This window comes from Nostoc sp. C052 (assembly GCF_013393905.1).
Lineage (GTDB): Bacteria > Cyanobacteriota > Cyanobacteriia > Cyanobacteriales > Nostocaceae > Nostoc.
Genome location: NZ_CP040272.1, coordinates 1,021,767 through 1,042,633, shown reverse-complemented (window position 1 = coordinate 1,042,633; position 20,867 = coordinate 1,021,767). Strand labels below are relative to the sequence as shown.

General features: G+C 39.4%; 22 protein-coding genes and 1 pseudogene. 7 read left to right on the top strand and 16 right to left on the bottom strand.

Going from position 1 to position 20,867, the window contains the following annotated elements:
- Positions 1-81: 81 nt before the first annotated feature.
- The 11 genes from hypB to FD723_RS04430 all read right to left on the bottom strand — a co-directional run bounded on the left by hypB (position 82) and on the right by FD723_RS04430 (position 11,158).
- Positions 82-894, bottom strand: a complete 813-nt coding sequence (gene hypB, locus FD723_RS04480) for a hydrogenase nickel incorporation protein HypB (RefSeq protein ID WP_179064258.1) — start codon at positions 892-894, stop codon at positions 82-84.
- Positions 885-1,226: a hydrogenase maturation nickel metallochaperone HypA gene (hypA, locus tag FD723_RS04475; protein WP_179064257.1), complete on the bottom strand. Its 342-nt coding sequence runs from the start codon at positions 1,224-1,226 to the stop codon at positions 885-887. The genes hypB and hypA overlap by 10 nt, the downstream gene beginning before the upstream one ends.
- A gap of 20 nt (positions 1,227-1,246) precedes the next feature.
- On the bottom strand, positions 1,247-2,350 hold the full coding sequence (gene hypE / locus FD723_RS04470; protein ID WP_179064256.1) for a hydrogenase expression/formation protein HypE: 1,104 nt from the start codon (positions 2,348-2,350) through the stop codon (positions 1,247-1,249).
- A 58-nt stretch (positions 2,351-2,408) separates the two neighbouring features.
- Positions 2,409-3,587 carry a hydrogenase formation protein HypD gene (hypD, locus tag FD723_RS04465; protein ID WP_179064255.1) on the bottom strand — a complete coding sequence of 393 codons (1,179 nt, stop codon included), beginning with the start codon at positions 3,585-3,587 and terminating at the stop codon, positions 2,409-2,411.
- A 171-nt stretch (positions 3,588-3,758) separates the two neighbouring features.
- Positions 3,759-4,019 carry a HypC/HybG/HupF family hydrogenase formation chaperone gene (locus tag FD723_RS04460; RefSeq protein ID WP_179064254.1) on the bottom strand — a complete coding sequence of 87 codons (261 nt, stop codon included), beginning with the start codon at positions 4,017-4,019 and terminating at the stop codon, positions 3,759-3,761.
- 81 nt (positions 4,020-4,100) lie between these two features.
- Complete coding sequence (gene hypF, locus FD723_RS04455; RefSeq protein ID WP_179064253.1) at positions 4,101-6,449, bottom strand: carbamoyltransferase HypF; 2,349 nt, start codon at positions 6,447-6,449, stop codon at positions 4,101-4,103.
- Entirely contained in the window at positions 6,439-7,656 is a 1,218-nt protein-coding gene (locus FD723_RS04450) for a hypothetical protein (protein WP_179064252.1), read from the bottom strand. Before FD723_RS04450 ends, hypF begins: the two co-directional genes overlap by 11 nt.
- Positions 7,657-8,638: 982 nt before the next feature.
- Positions 8,639-9,487 carry a NifU family protein gene (locus FD723_RS04445; RefSeq protein WP_179064251.1) on the bottom strand — a complete coding sequence of 283 codons (849 nt, stop codon included), beginning with the start codon at positions 9,485-9,487 and terminating at the stop codon, positions 8,639-8,641.
- Between the two features lie 161 nt (positions 9,488-9,648).
- On the bottom strand, positions 9,649-9,873 hold the full coding sequence (locus FD723_RS04440; protein ID WP_179064250.1) for a hypothetical protein: 225 nt from the start codon (positions 9,871-9,873) through the stop codon (positions 9,649-9,651).
- An 8-nt stretch (positions 9,874-9,881) separates the two neighbouring features.
- Positions 9,882-10,148 carry a hypothetical protein gene (locus FD723_RS04435; RefSeq protein ID WP_179064249.1) on the bottom strand — a complete coding sequence of 89 codons (267 nt, stop codon included), beginning with the start codon at positions 10,146-10,148 and terminating at the stop codon, positions 9,882-9,884.
- A gap of 41 nt (positions 10,149-10,189) precedes the next feature.
- The gene (locus tag FD723_RS04430; RefSeq protein WP_179069026.1) at positions 10,190-11,158 is read right to left on the bottom strand and encodes a hypothetical protein; all 969 of its coding nucleotides are present in this window, start codon (positions 11,156-11,158) and stop codon (positions 10,190-10,192) included.
- Between the two features lie 386 nt (positions 11,159-11,544).
- On the opposite strand from FD723_RS04430, the gene FD723_RS04425 reads away from it, so the two are divergent.
- The 3 genes from FD723_RS04425 (at position 11,545) to FD723_RS04415 (ending at position 15,316) form a co-directional block, all read left to right on the top strand.
- Positions 11,545-11,988 carry an Rpn family recombination-promoting nuclease/putative transposase gene (locus FD723_RS04425; protein ID WP_256875058.1) on the top strand — a complete coding sequence of 148 codons (444 nt, stop codon included), beginning with the start codon at positions 11,545-11,547 and terminating at the stop codon, positions 11,986-11,988.
- A 548-nt stretch (positions 11,989-12,536) separates the two neighbouring features.
- Positions 12,537-13,499, top strand: a complete 963-nt coding sequence (locus FD723_RS04420; protein ID WP_179064248.1) for a hydrogenase small subunit — start codon at positions 12,537-12,539, stop codon at positions 13,497-13,499.
- A gap of 221 nt (positions 13,500-13,720) precedes the next feature.
- Entirely contained in the window at positions 13,721-15,316 is a 1,596-nt protein-coding gene (locus FD723_RS04415; RefSeq protein ID WP_179064247.1) for a nickel-dependent hydrogenase large subunit, read from the top strand.
- A gap of 88 nt (positions 15,317-15,404) precedes the next feature.
- Here the strand turns inward: FD723_RS04415 and FD723_RS04410 are convergent, their stop codons facing one another.
- A complete protein-coding gene (locus tag FD723_RS04410; RefSeq protein WP_179064246.1) occupies positions 15,405-17,072 on the bottom strand; it encodes a DUF262 domain-containing protein in 1,668 nt (555 codons plus the stop codon).
- A 202-nt stretch (positions 17,073-17,274) separates the two neighbouring features.
- On the opposite strand from FD723_RS04410, the gene FD723_RS04405 reads away from it, so the two are divergent.
- Positions 17,275-17,520 carry a type II toxin-antitoxin system Phd/YefM family antitoxin gene (locus FD723_RS04405; RefSeq protein WP_179064245.1) on the top strand — a complete coding sequence of 82 codons (246 nt, stop codon included), beginning with the start codon at positions 17,275-17,277 and terminating at the stop codon, positions 17,518-17,520.
- The gene (locus FD723_RS04400) at positions 17,517-17,915 is read left to right on the top strand and encodes a type II toxin-antitoxin system VapC family toxin (RefSeq protein ID WP_179064244.1); all 399 of its coding nucleotides are present in this window, start codon (positions 17,517-17,519) and stop codon (positions 17,913-17,915) included. The genes FD723_RS04405 and FD723_RS04400 overlap by 4 nt, the downstream gene beginning before the upstream one ends.
- A 36-nt stretch (positions 17,916-17,951) precedes the next feature.
- Here FD723_RS04400 and FD723_RS42470 read toward each other — a convergent pair.
- Both FD723_RS42470 and FD723_RS04390 read right to left on the bottom strand, forming a co-directional pair.
- Positions 17,952-18,044 (bottom strand): annotated as a pseudogene (locus FD723_RS42470) (hypothetical protein); the annotation flags it as partial.
- Positions 18,045-18,179: 135 nt separating this feature from the next.
- Positions 18,180-18,389, bottom strand: a complete 210-nt coding sequence (locus FD723_RS04390; RefSeq protein WP_179064243.1) for a type II toxin-antitoxin system HicB family antitoxin — start codon at positions 18,387-18,389, stop codon at positions 18,180-18,182.
- Between the two features lie 233 nt (positions 18,390-18,622).
- Between FD723_RS04390 and FD723_RS04385 the strand changes: the two genes are divergently transcribed.
- On the top strand, positions 18,623-19,045 hold the full coding sequence (locus FD723_RS04385) for a hypothetical protein (protein ID WP_179069025.1): 423 nt from the start codon (positions 18,623-18,625) through the stop codon (positions 19,043-19,045).
- A 205-nt stretch (positions 19,046-19,250) separates the two neighbouring features.
- Here the strand turns inward: FD723_RS04385 and FD723_RS04380 are convergent, their stop codons facing one another.
- Positions 19,251-19,871, bottom strand: a complete 621-nt coding sequence (locus FD723_RS04380) for a hypothetical protein (RefSeq protein WP_179064242.1) — start codon at positions 19,869-19,871, stop codon at positions 19,251-19,253.
- Between the two features lie 117 nt (positions 19,872-19,988).
- Between FD723_RS04380 and FD723_RS04375 the strand changes: the two genes are divergently transcribed.
- Positions 19,989-20,459, top strand: a complete 471-nt coding sequence (locus FD723_RS04375) for a hydrogenase maturation protease (RefSeq protein ID WP_179064241.1) — start codon at positions 19,989-19,991, stop codon at positions 20,457-20,459.
- Between the two features lie 26 nt (positions 20,460-20,485).
- Here FD723_RS04375 and FD723_RS04370 read toward each other — a convergent pair whose 3' ends face one another.
- Positions 20,486-20,860, bottom strand: coding sequence for a hypothetical protein (locus FD723_RS04370; RefSeq protein ID WP_179064240.1), 375 nt, complete (start codon positions 20,858-20,860; stop codon positions 20,486-20,488).
- Positions 20,861-20,867 lie beyond the last annotated feature (7 nt).

Here is a 20,867-nt window from a genome sequence, read left to right as displayed (position 1 = left end):
TCATCAAAAAGACTCGATAAATCGCCGTTTCTACAATAATCAGTCTTTTGTCTTGGCGGCTAGGCGATCGCGTTTCTTGTCTTAATTTTTAGTGACCCATTTATACCAATTATCTAAACCTACGCCAGTAGTTGCAGAAACCTGAAAAATCTTAATTTGGGGATTCACCTGCACAGCATATTCTATGCACTTTTTAACATCAAAATTTACATAAGGTAGCAAATCAATTTTCGTGAGAATCATTACATCACTAGCACGGAAGATATGCGGATATTTTATCGGTTTATCTTCTCCCTCTGTGACTGAGAGAATCACGACTTTTGCCTGTTCTCCCAAATCGAATAAGGCTGGACAAACTAAATTTCCCACATTTTCAATCATCACAACTGAATTCAGTGGTGGATTCAGTTGTTGTAAACCCCTGTCTATCATTGAGGCATCTAAATGACAGCCTGTTCCAGTGTTGATTTGGATGACTTTAGAACCTGTTTCTTTAATTTTTTTGGCATCGTTAGCAGTTTCTTGGTCGCCTTCAATGACACTAATAGATAATTGCTGCTTTAAATCGTTGATGGTTCGCGTCAAAAGAGTTGTTTTGCCAGCACCGGGAGAACTCATTAAATTTAAGGCGAGAATATTTCGACCTTTAAACCATCCCCGATTTTGGGCAGCTAGTAGGTTATTTTTTGCTAATATATCCTGTTCTAAAGATATTGTTGTGTTGTGTATTTTGGCATGAATTTGAGGTGCTTCTATATGAGTGTCGTGACTATGGGAATGAGTGATGACAGTTCCATCTGGTAAAGTGTGAGTATGATGATGTTCAGCCTCATCTGTTTCTAAATTTGTAATTTTTATCTCGCCATCATCAGAACAACCACAGGTTACACACATAATTCCTCGATTTCTATTTCTTTGATTTTCAGTTCTTCGCCAGTAATTAAATCTAATTGCACGCTACCACAGTTACAGATACCAAATGGTTTATCTACAGAAATTTCTGCACCACATTGGCGACACTTTGCTAAACCGGGGATTTCTACAATCTCTAATTTTGCCCCTTCTAAAACTGTACCTTGAGTACAAATATCAAAACAAAATTGGATAGCATCGGGCATAATGGCTGAAAGTTTGCCGATTTCTAATAAAACTCGCTGCACTTTTGCACTTTTGGCATTCTCAGTCACAATTGCCACAATATTTTGAGTAATTCCAAGTTCGTGCATACTATAAAATCTATTAAAAATTAACAAATTCGTGGTAATTGGTCGCCTACCAGCATATCAACAATTCTTTCAGGACCAAAAGCTGTTTTTAATAATACGATACCTGGGGGTGAGGTAATAACTTCGCCAATAATACAAGCATCTTTGCCTGCTGGGTGGGATTTCATTGCAGATAAAATATTGTTAGCATTCTCTTTTGCAGCTACTACAACTAATTTACCTTCATTAGCTAAATACAATGGGTCTAAACCGAGAATTTCACAAACTCCGTTAACTTCTTCCCGTACTGGAATAGATTCTTCAAAGAGGCGAATTCCCACATCGGAACTGAGGGCAAATTCATTTAGTACTGTGGCTAAACCTCCGCGTGTGGCATCTCGCATAGCATGAACTTGTGGACATACATGGAGAATAGTTTCTACTAAACTATGTAATGGTTGACAGTCACTTTCAATATTAGTTTCTAAGGCTAACTCGCCACGAGCAATTAAAATTGCTGTCCCATGATTGCCTATTTCACCATTAATTATGACTGCATCTTCAGGTTTAATATTGTTGGTGGAAATATTAATTCCTCGTGGTATGATGCCAATACCCGCAGTATTAATAAAGAGTTTATCAGCAGCACCTCGATGTACAACTTTTGTGTCACCAGTGACAATTTGAACACCAGCTTTTTCTGCGGCTGCTTTCATACTGTTTGCTACACGGCGTAAGGTTTCAACAGGTAATCCTTCTTCTAAAATTACGCTACAAGTTAGGTATAAAGGTTTAGCACCGCTAACAGCTAAATCATTAACAGTACCGTTTACGGCTAATTCTCCTATATCACTACCGGGGAAAAATAGCGGGTCTACTACATAAGAATCTGTAGTAAATGCGAGTCTGTCTCCTTGTTGGAGGAGAGGGGTTAGGTTGAAGCTGGCTTGGTCTTCTAGTTGTGAGAGAATTGGGTTATCAAAATTGCTGACAAAGATATCATCTATTAAATCGCGCATGGCTTTACCACCGCTGCCATGTGCGAGAGTTATATGAGTGTCTTGCACTTTACTTTTGCGACGGCGGACTTTTTCTATTTTTTGGAATAGGGGATTTTTTATTGGGTTTGTGGGGGGGAAATTCATATTAAACTTTTTTTAAACGCAAAGGAACGCAGAGGGAAGCGCGGAGGTACGCTGAGTATTAGTCTGAGGAGAAGCCGCAAGCGGGGAGGGGTTCTTGAGTTATTTTTGGTTTTTGGGCGATTGTTCTTTTGGCAATGGTGGAGAGTCGGCCATATTTGTAATAAGCTGCACAAGCACCTTCGGAAGATACCATGCAAGTACCGATTGGTGTTTCTGGTGTGCAAGCTGTACCAAATACTTTACACTCCCAAGGTTTTAAGACTCCTTTGAGAATTTCTCCACATTTACAAGCTTTATGGTCGGCTACTTTGAGGTTAGGAATGGTAAATTTAAGTTCGGCATCAAATTGGGCATATTCAGGTTGAATTTTTAATCCTGAATAAGGAATGTCACCTAAGCCGCGCCAATCAAAACTATCTCGCACGGCGAAAACTTTATTTATGGCTTGGAGGGCTACTGTGTTTCCAGTTTTTTCTACAATTCGGTTATATTGATTTTCAACTTCACAACGATTTTCTGTTAGCTGTTGCAACAACATCCAAATTGATTGGAGAATATCTAAGGGTTCAAATCCTGAGACGACTATTGGCTTATTATATTGTTGGGAAATAAATTCGTAAGGGTCGGTGCCAATTACCATACTGACATGACCAGGGCCAACAAATCCATCTAGTTGCAAGTCGGGATTATCTAATAGTGCTTTGAGGGCGGGAATCACGAGGACGTGATTGGAAAACATACTAAAGTTAGGAATTTTTTCGGCTGCGGCTTGCAGGATGGTAAAGGCGGTGCTGGGGGCTGTGGTTTCAAAGCCTAATGCGAAGAAGACTACTTCTTTGTCGGGGTTATCTCTGGCAATTTGTAAGCTATCTAGGGGAGAGTACACCATACGGATGTCTGCGCCTTGTGCCCTGGCTTGCAGTAATGTGGTGTTGGAACCGGGAACTCGCATGGCGTCGCCAAAGGTGGCAAAAATGACGTTATGATTTTGAGATATTGCGATCGCATCATCTAATCTCCCTTTTGGCATCACGCATACTGGACAACCAGGCCCATGAATTAGTTCGATGGTTTGGGGTAATATTTCTTCGATGCCGTATTTAAATATGGAATGGGTATGTCCGCCGCATACTTCCATGATTTTGATGGGTTTTTCTAGCTGGTGGGATAATTTAGCGATTTCGCGGCGGATGGCTTCAGCTTTTTCTGGTTCGCGGAATTCGTCAACATATTTCATGGGGAGTGAGGAGTAGTGAGTTTTATGTATCTGTTAATTTCGCTTGTGTGGTAGAAAGTTTTTTTTAACGAACCGCGAAGGACGCAAAGGGCGCGAAGAAAGAAAGAAAGAAAGAAAGAAATGAGTTTTAGAATCTTTCCCTGCGCTTCTGCGTGAGACAAAAAATATTATTTAAGTACTAATCCCTGCTTGCGCTGCTGCTAATTCTTGAAAGAGTTGTAATGTTTCTGCTGCTTCTTGTTCGTTAATTCGATTCATCGCAAAGCCAACATGTACTAGCACCCAATCACCAATACAAGCTTCGGGGGGATGTTGTTCATCTACAATACAAGCAATATTTACTTGGCGTTTAACACCACCAATGTCAACTATGGCTAATTTATGGTTAGCGTTGGTAATTTCTACAATTTGTCCGGGGATTCCTAAACACATTTTGTTATTTTGAAGATGAACTAACCACAGAGGTGCGGAGAACACAGAGAGAATTATTGGTGAGAAAAAGATTGTCGAATATCAACACTCATGTATTAATTGTGCGGCTGCAATCACTGCTTGTCCTAAAGATAACCCGCCATCATTAGCGGGAACTAAGCTGTGAGTAAGTACTTTTATTCCTAATGTTTGTAATCGTTTGCTAACTTGGTCTAACAATATACAATTTTGAAATACTCCTCCTGTTAAAGCTACCTGATTAATCAGATTCTCTTGACTAAGATGCTTAACCATTTCCACTATTGCATTAGCTAAACCTTTGTGGAATTTAGCAGCTATAACTGGTTGGGGAATCTGCTGCTGTAAGTCATTAAGCAAGGCTTGCCACATTGAGCGGGGGTCTATACAATAAATACTATCTGAAAAGCTAAATTTAAAAGGATAGATTAGGGTTTCTTTATCATTATTTAAGCTACTAACATCTACTATAGCTTCCATTGTGATCGCAGCTTGTCCTTCATAGCTACATTCTTCTCTATAAATACTGATAGCCGATGCCACTGCATCAAACAATCGCCCCACTGATGAAGCTGGAGGAGAGTTAATTCCTTTCTCTATAAGTTGATTGAGTAGCTTAAGTGGCTTGTTTTTCAAAAAATTAAATATTTCTAAATCAGTATATTTTTGTTCGCAATCATCCCAAAGGTTAGCAGCTAATAATTGGGCATAAGTATTACGCCAAGGCTGATAAATAGCTTGTTCACCACCAATCATTGCTACTGGTTTAAATGTTGCTAGGCGTTTAAATTTCCGATAATCTGCTAAAAGAAATTCTCCACCCCAAAGTTTACCATCATTGCCGTAACCTAAACCATCTAAAGCAATACCTAATACTGGAGGCGAATCTAAAGGAATCTCATTTTCTGCCATGCAGGCGGCGATATGGGCATGATGATGTTGAACTGGATAAACCTTGATTTGATTTGTGTCCGCAATTTCTTTCCCAAGTTTGCTTGAGAGATATTCAGGATGTTTATCAATGGCAATTATTTCTGGTTTATGCTCAAATAAATTTAAGTATAAATTTAAAGTTTCGTGGTAAGTATTGAAAGCCGCAGCATTTTCTAAATCTCCCAGATGTTGAGAGAGAATTGCTTTTCCTTCACGCAATAGGCAAAAGGTATTTTTTAACTCGCTACCCATTGCTAAAATTTGCGGTACTTTGTGAAATCCTGGTGGTAAACTAATTGATTCTGGTGCATATCCTCTGGCACGGCGAATTGTTTGAACTTTATCACCAAGAACACGCACAACAGAATCATCTACCCGATTAATAATCTCTCGATTGTGAAAGAGAAAATAATCAGCAATTGTTCCTAATTTTTTTCTTGCCTCGTCATTATCAATACATTGTGGTTCATCTGCAAGATTCCCACTTGTTAAAACAATTGGGCGATTCATCCGCCGCAGAATTAAATGATGCAGGGGCGTATAAGGAAGGATGAAACCGAGGCTACTTTGCCCTAATGCAACTGACGATGCTAATTGTTTTTTATCTGAAGCTTGTAATAAAACAATTGGTGTAGCAGAACTGGTTAATAATTCTTTTTCTTTGGCGTTGACAATACAATATTGTTCAATTATTTCAATATCCCGCGCCATTAAAGCAAAGGGTTTATGATAGCGCTTTTTACGCTGACGCAGTTTTTGTACAACGGTTTCCTGTGTTGCATCACAAGCTAGATGAATACCACCTAACCCCTTTATTGCCACAATCTCACCTTTTTGCAACAAGCTACAAACAGCATCAACATCATCCAACATCGAAAACATGGAAGCAGTAACCGATTTACCATCAGCGCGTTCTAACCAAGCTGTGGGGCCGCAAACATGACAAGCGACAGGTTGGGCGTGAAAACGGCGATTTTCGACATCATGGTATTCCTGCCCACATTCTGAACATACGGCAAACGCAGACATACTGGTATTGCATCTGTCATAAGGAATGGCACGAATAATACTCAGTCGGGGGCCGCAATGAGTGCAATTAGTAAAGGGGTAGCGATAAAAGCGGCTAAAGGGGTCGAATATTTCTTTCTGACACTGTGGACAAGTGGCGGCATCAGGGGTAATTTCTGTGTGAATGGCATTACTGATGCTAGTAGAAATCACGAAATTATCAAATTTAAATTCACCTTCATAAATAGTTCTTGTTAGTTGATTAATTCTTGCCAACGGTGGAAGTTCTATTTGCAATCTGGCAACAAATTCTGTTATTGCTTCTTCACTACCAGATACCCGAATTAATACACCTTGTCCATCATTACAAACATCTCCACGCAAACCACAGGCTTTAGCCAGACGATATACTGTAGGGCGAAATCCTACTCCTTGAACAGTACCGCGAACTCTAATTTCTTCAGTCGGCATAGTTAAAGTGCCACAGCAAAATTCGGTTATTTCCAGAATCAGCTATCACTGCTGTATTACCACAAATTTTTATCCCGTAACACCAATTTAAGCTATCTCGTTTAGGTAGTCCGAAATTACGATTTTCACCTTTATTGTGAAAATTTATTTGTCCTGCTAACCTATCTGCCACTGCACCTTGCAGTGATAAAATTGATTCTGGCTTTCTCCATCCTAACAACCGAGAATTAGCTGTATCTGCAACTACTAACCAATCTCCAGCCACCCCAACACCATAAGGCATACTCAAACTACTAGCGCTTGGCAAATAAACTCCTTGATTCATTTCCACAAAATCAAAGCTTTTTTGTCCTAAAACTACTGCACAAGGGGTATTATTTTCTGTTGGTATTCCCTGCCAAATCATCACTCGATGATTACCTGCGTCGCTGACAACTAAATTGTCTCCCCAAAGGGTAATATCGTGACACCAACGCATACTCGCTGCGGTTGCAGAAGCACCGCCGTTTTCATTGCGAGATATCATATCTGGTTGTCCCAAAACTACATCAGCAGGCTGACCATTTTCTGTTGGTAGTTGATGCCAAATTAATACCCTGCGATTGCCAGTATCGGCAATAAATAGCCGTCCTTGATGATAGAAAACACCATAGGGCCAGTGCATGGTACTGGCAGATGCTTGTTGACTTCCCCGATTTGGTTCATTATCGATAAAATTAGCTTGTCCTAACACCAAATCTGCTGGAACATTGTTATCTTCTGGTAAATTTTTCCAAATTAACACTCGATGATTCCAAGCATCTGCAACAGCTAACCCTTCACCACAAGCACAAATCCCTGTTGGTACACTTAAGGTTGCACTTCCCGGTGTACTTTTAGCATTTTGTCCTTCATGATAAAAATCAGGTTGTCCAATTACCCAATCAGCAGGTTGACTATCTCGTGTGGGTAATTTTTTCCATCCTAATAATCGATGATGTCCTGTATCTGATACCCATAAAGGGCCAGTTTTTGATAACAAACAAGCACCACGAGGCCCAAACATTGTTGTGGGGTTGGGTGCTACAGGTATCACTAATTGTTGTGGTTCAATAATGTTACCTAAAATGACCTCTGCACCTTGAGGTGATAGAGGTAAATATTGAGAAATTTCTGTTGCTTCTAGCGGTAATTGTGATATGGGATTAATTATGATTGGGATATCCATGAACCGCAGATAGACGCTAATAATTATTTAAAAACATTAATGTTGATTAGCATGTAACAACAGTAACGGTTTTGCATTATGTTTTTTTAAATTAAGTGAAAAATTTTAATAAATTTCTGTATTAATCAATCTAAAAAAAATTATAGTTTCCCGCCAGTAGCTTTTACTACACTGCAATTTTTGGCAGGAGTGCGCGATGTACTGAAAAAAGAAAGTCAAAAGGCATTTTGAGTAAGTCAAAGTTAGTTTGACTTGCGGAGAACACCAAAATGAGTAAGTCAAAGCTTATTTGACTTGCGGAAAACACTAAAATGAGTAAGTTAAAGAGCATTTTGAGTAAGTCAAAGCTTATTTGACTTGCGGAAAATACTAAAATGAGTAAGTCAAAGGGCATTTTGAGTAAGTCAAAGTTGATTTTGCTTTCTCAAAACCCTAAAATGAACAACTTAATTACACAAATCAGAAAAAAATCTGGTCTATTGACAAAGCATTTAGACCTTTTGCTTACGCTAAAGACTAAATTAAATGTGCAAAATACTGATATTAAAAAGCAAAGTAGCTGTGATTTTTTAATTGCCAAGTATATTTGCTGATACAGCAATTTGCAAGTAATTGAGGTACACAATGCAGGAATTAAAATCAGATATGAACAGTTTTTACCTCCTGCCTCCTTGGTTAGGTTAACAAAGTTATCTGTTGAAGCAAGCAGGAAAAGAGAAATTGCAATAGTAATTCTCTTTCCTCCCCTGCTTATCCGAACCTGCCTCCTACCTCAAAACCCTTAGTCTTTGTAATTCATGCAAAAGAGAACTGTTGTATGTTAAATAGATAGGCACAAATAAACCTAGCTATATAACGAAAAGTAAAAGCGGTGAAAATTTTGTTATTGCTTCACTCCACTTCGTTACGTACCCTACGAGTTCTCCGAAGGAGTACGCAATGACATAGTTATAAATTTCTCATCAACCTACTTCGGTTTGCATCATGATTGTTGCAGTTTTACAAAAACCTTATCGTCTTTAATTTTTACTGGATATGCTTGAAGTGAAACATCCGGTGCTGTTAAGCATTCACCTGTCTCTAACTTGTACTGAAATCCGTGAGAAGGACAGCTGATAATACCATTTTCAACTTTACCTTTATCTAGGGAAGATCCTAGATGAGGACAAGCATTTCGGTAACATTTTACTGTAATGCCTTGACGGTGTAAAATCAGGGAATTACCAGAAAGTTGTACTGCCAATATACTAAATTCAGGAATTTGATCAATAGTTGCAACTTTGATCCAAGTAGAAGTTATTCTTGATGAAAATGGACTAATTAAACCAAAACTTGCATTGTTAATTGTAGGGTTATTATTGACCGCAACTACTTTGGTAATTTCGGGACAATGATTTTTGATTGCCTGTTCTACTCCCTCAGATAAAGTTAAAGTGGAAGCTGGACAACTGCTACAAGTTCCGATTAATCTGACTTCTACTGTATCTGGAGGTTTAATTGCTACTAGTTCTACATCTCCATTATGGCTTTTTAAGCCTGGACGAACTTCTTCAATGGCTGTTTGGATTCGTTGTGCTAATGGTGGTTTTGGTGGTTTTACTAGTTCGTGATAAAGCAGTACTGCGTACACTACTTCATCAGTAACAGCATGACGTAAAGCTGACATTGATTCTTGCTTGAGGCTTTTAATTAAATTAGTCAATGCTGCTTTGTGCAAAGCTTCAATTGCCCTTTTTAGTCCGACTGCTACACACCTTTGGCTTTCATCCCATTCGGATATAATTGCCTCAAAGCGGTTAATTTCCCGAATTAATTCTTCAAGGTTTGTCATTAGTCATTAGTCATTAATCATTGGGCAAAACAGTTCAGAGTCCCGTTAGCGTTAGCAGGGCGTTTAGCCCATTCCCAGTCCTGAGTAAACAAGTGAGATTCCCTACTCAGCACTCAGCACTCATAAGGGGCATTGGTTATTCCTAAATTACCAATGACAAATTACTTCGTTTTAAAATCTTTGAGGAGAAATGGCATAATCAAGCCTGTCAATAAGCTAGATAATGTTATTGGTAGGCAAAAGGGAATATCTGCTTGTGCAAATAACACTAGTAGTAACGAACCGATAGCGGTTGCGATGGCAGTTTTTTGGACAAAATGTATAGGGTCGCGTAGTAATTTCCCTTTGAAAAATAACTTAGCAGAAAACCATCCAAGTTCTAACATGTTTCCTCCTAATAATGTGTCAATAAATTAAGTATGGCAAACCCTAATAGGATTGCAGGAATTACACCAGCAGGGGCAAACAAAGCACCAAGCATTGCTGAAAGCTGATAGCCGATATCTTTTCCAGCTAACAGCATTCCACCAATGGCACCGCCAAGCATAGATAAGGCTGTTGCTACAAGTATCCAGACTAATCCTGTTATTATGTTTAAGTCACCATCTGCTAGACTTGTGAGAAAATTTCTCACAGAATGATTTGTTAAAATATCTCTCATGCTGTTGTGTTTTCCTTATGATGAGGGAGAATAATCAATGCTCAATGTCCGATTTCTACTTCAATATCTTGTAAGGCTTGGGCTACTATCTCTGCTTGTTCAGTTTGTTGATTTTGGGTAAATATCTCTAAGGCTTGTTGATAGTAAACACGAGCTTTTGAGAGATTATTAGGATTACCCGCTTCTGGTTTTTCTGAGTCATCGGGTAAGTTGAATAAGGCGTTGGCTTTGTTTGAAATTGTGTTAGCGTATTCTAGAGGTGTATCTTGGAAATTACGCACTTTTAGCGCTTCATCATAAGCTGCGATCGCACGTAAATTATTTTCCACAGGATGGGAACTCACTAAATATTGCAAAGCGTTACCCAAGTTGTTTTGCAACATCGCATATTCTCTAGGATGATCGATTAGATTAATATGCTTGAGTGCGACCTCAAATGATTGCACAGCTAACCCTTGACGCAAGTATTCCCGTTCTGATGCTAGGGGCATAGAAAGGTAAGCGATCGCAATATTGTTATACAAAATCGCGTATTCTTGGGGGTAATCTTCCCAAGTGAACACCCGCAAAGCCTCATGATAAGCCTGGATACTGTCAGTTATCCGTGCCAAATTGAAGGGCACAAGCGACTGCAACACCAGCCCAAAATTCATCTGCGTCTCTGCTACTTCCTCCGGTGAAGCTAATTCCTGTAAAATTGGCAGTGCTTCTTCATAACCTGCTTTCGCTTGCGTCAGCAGTTGGTAATCAGCATCCGGTATTGCTTGTAATGTCCCTGACATCCCCACTTGCGCCCTGGCTTTCAGTAGGGGATACTCCTCGCCACACATTTCATAAGCCCGGTAATATAAGCCAACTGCATTCCGCAAGTCTTGGGCTGTTTTGGGCTTTTTCTGAAAACCCTGTGCGATCTCAATCAGCATTTGGATTTTTTCTTCTGCTGAAGCCGACTCCGATGCAACAGCTGCTACCGCAGCTTTCACCGCCGAATCTGTAATGCTGGGGGTCATAACTCTGCCGTACTCTAGCCAATTGGGAATTGAGTCCAACACCCATGAATAATCGAAACACGCGATCGCATTTCATCACGGGCCATACTGATTTACGCAGGCTTCGAGTCCTTTAGGCGGAATTCCCCTTTTTGTCTGAGACTAGGGCTAATGATTAAAGACTAGGGAAAGAGTTGATCCTATGCCCAATGCCCAATCAATTTTTTTACTATAAAACACCCTATTTCTAAAATTCTAGGGGGAAATTGCTAATATTAATGTCAGCTTTAAACACCTAATTTTTTTTAAATACTTTTTGTATCATCGTGTTATACAATTTAAATATTTTTTATTGAATTGTTGACATACATAATATTTATTGCACTCAATTACTCAACTCACAACGAGTGACTCGCGTCTATCTTGACGAATTAAGCTCAATTGAGACATCATCAATCCGCATAGAGACAGTTAAACTCATCATCGAACCCGAATCAACGGCGACAACAAGAGCGATCGAAATAGTCAACAGTGCTAGAGAGCAAATTCTAGATGTCGCTACTATTAGGGAAATTATACAATTGATAGAGACGATATTAATCTACAAGTTGCCGCGATTGACCCAGGAGGAGATCGGAAAAATGTTTGGAGCAAATGAGTTAAAGCAAACTAGATTTTACCAAGATGTTTTTGCAGAAGGTGAGCAAAAGGGGAAACTAGAAGGTAGGCAGGAAGGTAAGTTAGAAACGATACCTCGCTTATTAGCGTTGGGTTTAAGTATTGAGCAGATAGCTCAAGGCTTAGGCTTGGACGAACAAGTTGTTAGGCAAGCTGCACAACCAAAATCTTAAAAAAACTGATGGACGATGGGGTGCAAAGTCTTGCACCTTGATATTTTGTTGAATTTGATTTAGCTATTGCACTAAAATCTGACGGCTTAAAATACAATACGCTTGGGTTAAGGGTTATTGGTGTAGACAATTGGTATTTGAAGACGCGATTTATCGCGTCTCTACATGAGGGTTTTGGCTTATCTGAACTGTATTGGCTTAAAATATTCATCCTTTCGTACAGATTGATACTTGGCAATAATTGTTATTAATAAAGTCAGAGATTTAACCGCAATAAACTAAGCATATTTATGTTATTGAATGCGAGAAGTTAAAATCAAAACACATTTTTGTATTTGCTAAAGATGTTACATATATAACAGACAGATCCCTTTAAAATAATCTTAATTAAATCTAAGCTATTGTTAATGATTAATTCTTTTTTAATGAAAGAGAATTAAAGAAAAAAATATCTTAGTATTGAAAAACAAATATTGATAAGCAGGTGAGACTTTACAAGCATTATCACCTACATCATGCATGGGAAACAATACAAAAATACCTAGCCGATGACTAATGTACTATGGCTACAAGGTGGTGCTTGTTCAGGCAACACCATGTCATTTCTCAATGCCGAAGAACCGACAGTCTGCGATTTAATTGCCGACTTTGGTATCAATATACTTTGGCATCCTTCCTTGGGGCTGGAACTAGGCAACGATTTGCAAACACTGCTACGAAATTGTATTTCTGGCACAATTCCTTTAGATATCTTGGTATTTGAAGGCAGCGTTGTTAATGCCCCCAACGGTACTGGTGAATGGAATCGGTTTGCCGATCGCGCCATGAAAGATTGGTTAGCAGACCTCACCAAAGTTGCTAAATTTATTGTCGCCGTGGGAGACTGTGCAACCTGGGGAGGAATTCCCGCTATGTCACCCAACCCCAGCGAATCGGAAGGTTTACAATTTCTCAAACGTCAAGAAGGCGGCTTTTTAGGGAAAGACTTTCTCTCACAAGCCGGATTACCTGTAATTAATATTCCTGGATGTCCCGCCCATCCCGACTGGATTACGCAGATATTAGTGGCGATCGCTACTGGACGCATAGCAGACATTGCTTTCGATGAACTAAATCGTCCCCAAACCTTCTTCAACACCTACACCCAAACAGGTTGTACCCGCAACGTCCACTTTGCTTACAAAGCCTCAACCGCCGAATTTGGTCAGCGTAAAGGCTGCCTATTTTATGACTTGGGTTGTCGTGGGCCCATGACTCATTCTTCCTGCAACCGCATCTTATGGAACCGCGTCTCATCCAAAACTCGCGCTGGGATGCCTTGTTTAGGTTGCACCGAACCAGAATTTCCCTTCTTTGACCTTAAACCAGGAACCGTATTTAAAACCCAAACAGTCATGGGAGTTCCCAAAGAATTACCGCCAGGGGTGAACAAAAAAGACTACGCCTTACTCACAATGGTTGCCAAAGATGCAGCACCACCTTGGGCAGAAGAAGACTTTTTTACAGTTTAGTCATTAGTCATTAGAGGATGTTTGAAAAGTCTACGCTTGTATCGAGATCCCCCCTAGCCCCCCTAAAAAAGGGGGGAATAACCTTCTTAAAGTCCTCCTTTTTAAGGAGGATTTAGGAGGATCTAAAGTTTTGGATACCTCAGTTACCATTTTTCAAACAACCTTTTATTGAACAACAAATGACCAATGACAAATGACCAATGACAAAGGACAAATAACAAATGACAATTCAATCATTAGACATTTCGCCTGTCGGTAGAGTTGAAGGCGATTTAGATGTCCGAGTCGATATTGAGAATGGGCGGGTAGTCAACGCCTGGACACATGCTGAACTTTTTCGCGGATTTGAAGTTATCCTCCGCGGTAAAGATCCCCAAGCCGGATTAATTGTCACGCCTCGCATTTGCGGCATTTGTGGCGGTTCTCACCTAACTTGTGCATCTTGGGCATTAGATACAGCCTGGGAAACAGAAGTTCCGCGCAATGCAATTTTGGCCAGAAATCTCGGTCAAATTGTCGAAACAATCCAAAGCATCCCTCGTTATTTTTATGGTTTGTTTGCCATTGACTTAACCAATAAAAAATACCGCCATAGTCGTTACTATGAAGAAGCTGTTAGACGCTTTGCCGCCTTCACAGGCAAATCTTATGAATTAGGCATCACAATTTCTGCGAAACCCGTAGAAATTTATGCACTATTAGGCGGACAATGGCCTCATTCTAGCTACATGGTTCCTGGTGGTGTGATGTGCGCCCCCACTCTTACAGATATTACCCGCGCTTGGGCACTTCTCGAATATTTCCGCACCAATTGGTTAGAACCAGTGTGGTTAGGTTGTTCTTTAGAACGCTACGAACAAATCCAAACTTATGATGACTTTAGAGATTGGTTAGATGAAGACCGCAATCATCGAGATTCCGACTTAGGTTTTTATTGGCGGATGGGTTTAGATATCGGTTTAGATAGATATGGCGCTGGTGTGGGTAAATATGTCACTTGGGGATATTTAGCCCATGAAGATAAATACCAAAAGCCGACTATTGAAGGGCGAAATGCGGCGATGATTATGAAAAGTGGAGTGTACGACAGCTTCGCAGACACCCACGTCTTGATGGATCAGTCATTTACCCGCGAGAATACAACTCACTCTTGGTACGATGAAGGGACAGAAAATATTCACCCTAGCGATCGCACCACTAAACCCACTGCGAATAATACCAAAGACTTCGATAACGCCTACTCTTGGGCGAGTGCAGTCCTTCACAAAGACTTCGGACGTTTAGAAGCTGGCCCTCTAGCCCGGCAATTAGTAGCTGGTGGTCAACATGGCGAATCTTGGCAACACTACGACCCCTTCATCCTTGATGTCTTCAAACGGATGGGTGGTGCTAGTATTCATGTGCGTCAATTAGCACGAGTTCACGAACTTGTCAAGTTATATCGTCAAGCTGAACACTGTTTGCGCGAATTCAAATTAAACGATCCCTGGTATATCAAACCCAAAGAAAAAGATGGACGTGGTTGGGGTGCAACGGAAGCAGCACGGGGTTCCTTGTCTCACTGGGTAGAAGTGGAGGGCGGTAAAATTAAGAATTACCAAGTGATTGCCCCAGGTACTTGGAATATCGGCCCTCGTGATGGTGAAGGAATCCGCGGCCCTATTGAAGAAGCTTTAATTGGGACACCCATTTACGATTCTAGCGATCCGGTGGAAGTTGGGCATGTGGCGCGATCGTTTGATTCTTGTTTAGTGTGTACAGTCCACGCCCATGATGCGAAAACTGGTGAAGAGTTAGCACGTTTTCGTACTGCTTAAGTTTAAACGCAAAGTGGCGCGAAGGTAAGCGCGGAGGTACGCAAAGAATTTTCTATCGTACCTCTATCTTACTTTTAAATAGTAGTATTTACTCAATAGTTGTTAACTCTTCTTCAAAATCATCAACTAAATTCGATTGTCCTTTTTTGTCTATTTCCTGCTTAATGATTCTTTTGGAAATTTCTCGACTAACAACTTTTGCTCTTTCAGATAAAAACTGCTCATAATCATCGTTCCAAATCCCAAAAGTATCTAAACTTTCTATTAAATGAGTTTTCATAGTAGTCTCCAAATCATGATTTATTGTTTGAAATTTAGCCATGTACTTTGAAGGCGCATTTGCCTTAATTTCCCGTTTGTTCAAAAAGTCGTCTACTATGGTGATGTTTAGAATATGGTTGATATACCAATCTAAATAATCCTGTTTCTTTAAATGTGCTTTTGGAAAAAAGTGATGATAATTTTTGCTATTTGCTTGTTTTAGCCAATAGTTACTGACATTGACAATAGCGTTATCATTAAATGACTTTGGTTGATGATACACATATATGCACAATATTGCTTTAATATAACTTCTAGAGGTACTAAACCAACCATTATCCTTAATAAATTCTGCTGAAGTATCAATAGACCAGTCATAGCTCGGTAAATCTCCAGCAAGAATTTCATCTATTCTTTTTATATCTTGTGCTAATTTACTTTCTACAGAAGAAGAATAGCGTCCAGATAAAGAGCATCTCCAGAAAAAATCCTCTAGATATTTTCGTTTATCATCAGTTGGTTTATCTTTGTGGTGAAAGAAGAAATATGAAAAGGGAATGATTAATGCATTATATGGAAGTAACTGAGAAACTGGGATACGATAAAAATTTCTGAAATACTCTACACTGCGTTCAATAGAATCTATTGCCTTATCCCAAATATCAATAAAACTATTCTTATCAAGTTTTAATATGACTTGTCTTTTACACTCTTTGGAGAGAATGATTGAGACAACTTGCAGTACAGTAGCATCAGATATAGTCTCATAATTAAGAGGCTTAAGATTTTCTATCAACTCTTGAAATTTTTCTGTTAAATCAAAATTTTTCTCATAGTCAAATGTTTTAGCAGCCATAATCTCAAATAAAGACAAAGCTTGACCACTAACGTTAATTCTTGTAAAAATCTCTGTGGCTATTTCTATCGGTGCATCCTTGACCTGAATGATTGAATATTGATAACTTTCAATCCTGTTTTTATAATTTTTCAGTTTTTCATGATACTTATCAGGGTATGATGCTAGAAGCATAAAATCCCCTTTAAGTAAATTAAGAATACTGATTAGACTTTTTTCATCTTTACTCGCAATATCAGTAATGACGATTTGCTCAGAGTCTTGAGCTTCTAAATCGATGAATATTTGTGAGAAATTATCTTCTCTTCCGTCTTCTCTGGTTAAAATAACCCCTTGCAGACTAGCAAATAAGCTAGTTAATCGCTGCTGTCCATCTAAAACGTAATCAACAAACTCACCTGGCTTTGGTTCTGGTAAATCTAGCTTACCAATATTTTTTACTGAGCGAAGACGTTCATTAGTGCGCCAAAAAATAAATGTGCCAATGGGATAACCTTTGATAATGCTGTCAATAAGGGCAGCAGATTTCTGCATTGTCCAAACGAATTCTCTTTGAAATTGGGGAATTTTAATTTGACCATTTTCAATTTCTCCTACCAAAGTTGAAAATGTTTTGGTTTGAGGTTCTGGTAGTTTCATCTCGCACTCCTAGACAAATTTTTTTATTTTGGCCGCTTCATCATAGCCTTCGCAATCAACTATGTCAGCAAGGTGAAGCAAAAAACTAGTATCTAATTGTTTGATCGGTTGTACGTATAAACCAAATGTTGACGAAAAGCGATCGCTCTTGCACCACTACGACAAAAACCCTAAACTTAGTTTACAAACTTAGTTTAATCTTATGGAAACTGTAAATATTCATCAAGCTAAAACGAATCTCTCAAAGCTGTTGTCGCGCGTAGAACTTGGAGAAGAAATCATTATTTCCAACCGAGGTATTCCTGTTGCCAAATTGGTTCCGTTTCGCACCTCATCAAATCGACTCAATAGTTTAGGGCAAGATAAAGGGCGTTTTATAGTGCCAGATGACTTCAACGCGCCTTTACCAGAAGAGGTTTTGGCAGCATTTGAGGGCGGTGAGGAGTGAAACTTTTGCTAGATACACAGTGCTGGTTATGGTGGTTTACCCAACCAGAGCTTTTGAATGAAGCAGCAATCACCCATATTGCCGATGAAACGAATGAATTGTGGCTCTCAGTTGCCAGTATTTGGGAAATGGGGATAAAAGTTGCGATCGGCAAGTTACCACTGCCAGATCCCCTAGACAGTTATATTTCTAGTCGGATGACGGTGTTGGCAATGCGCTCGCTAGAAATTACAGCTTCTCATGCTTTACAAGCGGCTGCTTTACCTTTGCATCACCGAGATCCTTTTGACAGAATGTTGATTGCACAGGCTCAGATAGAAGATATGACGCTTGTGAGTGCCGATTCAATGTTCAATCAGTACGATATTTCCCTACTTTGGGCAGCCAAATCGTGAGGTTTTAACATTCAATTTCTGGTTAAGTGTTATACCTCATCGCCACTCCAGCATTTTTTCAATCGTCAAACCAATATCACTCGCAATCTGCCGTAGCAACCTTGGTGAGATGTCACGCCCTTTGTGAAATGGGACTGTTGTTCCTCGTCCATCTTCGTGTCGAAACTGTTTGTGTGAGCCTTTCTAACGTACCTCCACAAACCCAACGCTCTCTAATATTCGTACAACTTCTAGAGGTTTCAGAATAGGAATATTACTCATGGTCTACTGAACTACAATCTGTTGTATACCCACAAACTCTGTCTCGAATACCAGATCATCGTCCTCTAGAAGCATTTCAATAACTTCACGCAAATTTTCCTGCAATTCATCTAAAGTTTCACCTTGAGAATGCGCTCCAGGAAAGCCAGGGACATAGCCAACATAGAACTTAGTATCAGGATCTCTTTTAGCGATCGCAGTAAAAGTTTTCATATCACAATTATCGACAACGCTCACTTACAGCTTACTAGATCGGTCATTTACCTGAGCAATTGTCCAAAAGATAAATTTGAGGAAAATGAGGGAAAAATAACCTATGCCCAATGCCCTATTCCCAATGCCTCATATTCAAAACTCGTAGCGTACCACACTAAAACTTATAGAAATAGTGGGTTAGGCTTGCGTTAATGCAACTCCCACAAAACAGCAATTTACACGGTAAGCTTGTGTCTGATTTAGCGCTACATAATTATCTCCCTCGCGTTCCCGATGCAGCATTGCAAGAATACATAGAATGGTGTGTTTTAGAGCAAGCTCAAGCCGCAGAATGTAACTTTACTCCTGATAGAAGTAAGTTAGATAATTTGCCACCAGAAGACTACGTTCCTAAACTGGTCGAGCAGTTCATGAAAGTTAAACCAGACCCAATTAAAGCTGGTTTAGTGGCTGCGATCGCAGGCAAAGAAGCTGACAAACACGCTTTATCCGGTTTAGCGATCGCGGCCGATTTTGTATCACTTTATGTCAAGTATTTAATTCCTAAAGAAGGAAGTACTAAAGAACAGGCTGAAGAGATATTAACTCAAGCATCACAACATCAGTATGATAAACTAACTGAAGTTGCTAAGAAACATGGTGTAGCTTTATAGTTCTCGACTGATAATTTTTTTTCAGAGGCTTTGTCTGTATTATTAGTCAGAGCCTCTGTTTTAGTCACTACTGATTTCTTGTATTACAAACTTGAATTACTGTTAATTGTTGAATTGTGAGCATGATGTACAATATCAAGTAGAAGTGCTGTAAGTATCTTACTTTGAAATGAGATAAATGCTCTAAAATATTCAGTATTTAGTTTCAGCCACCCTCAATGCTTGGTTTTAACTGAGACGAAAATTTAACGGTATTTTTTGATTCAATATTGAATGCAAATACATCTACGATGTTATTAATCGAATCCTGACGAATTACTTGCTCTGTATAAGGTGAGAGTGTATCGATTAGTTCTTTTATTGTAGACGTTACTACTCCTCTCTTACAACTCAACAAATGTTCATAGAAAACTGCCCACCGAGCGTAAATAATACCACTATTAGTATTAGATAGAAACTTCGGTGGCACGGGCTTATTGTTTTCATATATTCTCAAGTAATGTAAGCTGTTTCTGAAGTCTGATGATTTTTTTAGGTCTGAAAAACCATAGTAGATCCAAGGAAAAGACCTATTTAGTATGTCATGTTGCCGTTGATCAAGCTTCCAGTAATCTGAGCCATTATGATACAGAGCTTTGTATTGTATCCCAAATAATTTTATTGGACTGTCAATGTTGTATAGAAAGTCAGCAGGTAAATATCTTTCAATTCTTTGCTCAATAGGATAAACAAGAATTTGGTGGCCAGCATCAAGGAAAAACTCTTCTATTTGGCGACTTGTCCAGTACTCAACTTGCCGTTCAGTAACATACGTTGCACCTGTCATATTTTAAACTTTTTAAATGAAGTATTTCCTTAGATTATCCCTAGCACAAATCTAAGTTGCTACCGTATTTACCGAGGACGGTGTTTTTGAACTCCCCAAAACAATCGCCATTATCGTATGCTAACTATTATCGGTTGCGGCAATCTCAATCGCAATGACGACGCAGTAGGCGTAATAATTGCCCAGCGCTTACAAAAATATCTAGCTGAAAACCCTCACCCTTATGTGCGAGTTTATGACTGCGGCACCGCAGGGATGGAAGTAATGTTTCAAGCTAGAGGTAGTAAACAATTAGTAATTATTGATGCAAGTTCAACTGGTTCTGAACCGGGTGCTGTGTTTAAAGTTCCAGGAAAAGAACTGGAAGCAATGCCCGAACCTAGTTATAACTTGCACGATTTTCGTTGGGATAATGCTTTAGCCGCCGGACGGAAAATCTTTCAAAATGATTTTCCTGAAGATGTAACAGTTTATTTAATTGAAGCGGCAAATCTTGGTTTAGGACTAGAGTTAAGTCCTGTTGTCAAACATTCTGCTGATTTGGTTTTTGAAGAGGTAGCTGCACTTATCAGTCAGAATATTAACTAATCCAAAATCTAAAATCCAAAATCGAATCACGCCCAATCCCGATAAACAGAAAGTTCATCTACCCTCATTTCAAAAGGTATACCTTGACTTTCTGGCGGACAAACACGGATTTTAGCACTGTTAACAATTCCATATAGCAATGTCCCCATTGGCACAATTTTTTGTAAAACACGCCAATTAATAACTTGATCGGGACATTCAATAACCAATGTCAGAGCATTGGCGTGGGTTGTGACATACCACCGACAATCAGACAGCAGATTTTGAATGGTGCGATCGCACGCTTCATAAAAGTATCTACTAATAGAATCCTCTAGCTGTTGCCGTAGTATAATATCCGCAGATGTAGGTTGCATAGGATGTGAGTCATCACCATTAAAGTAATACATATTTCTAGCCATCTCTCTT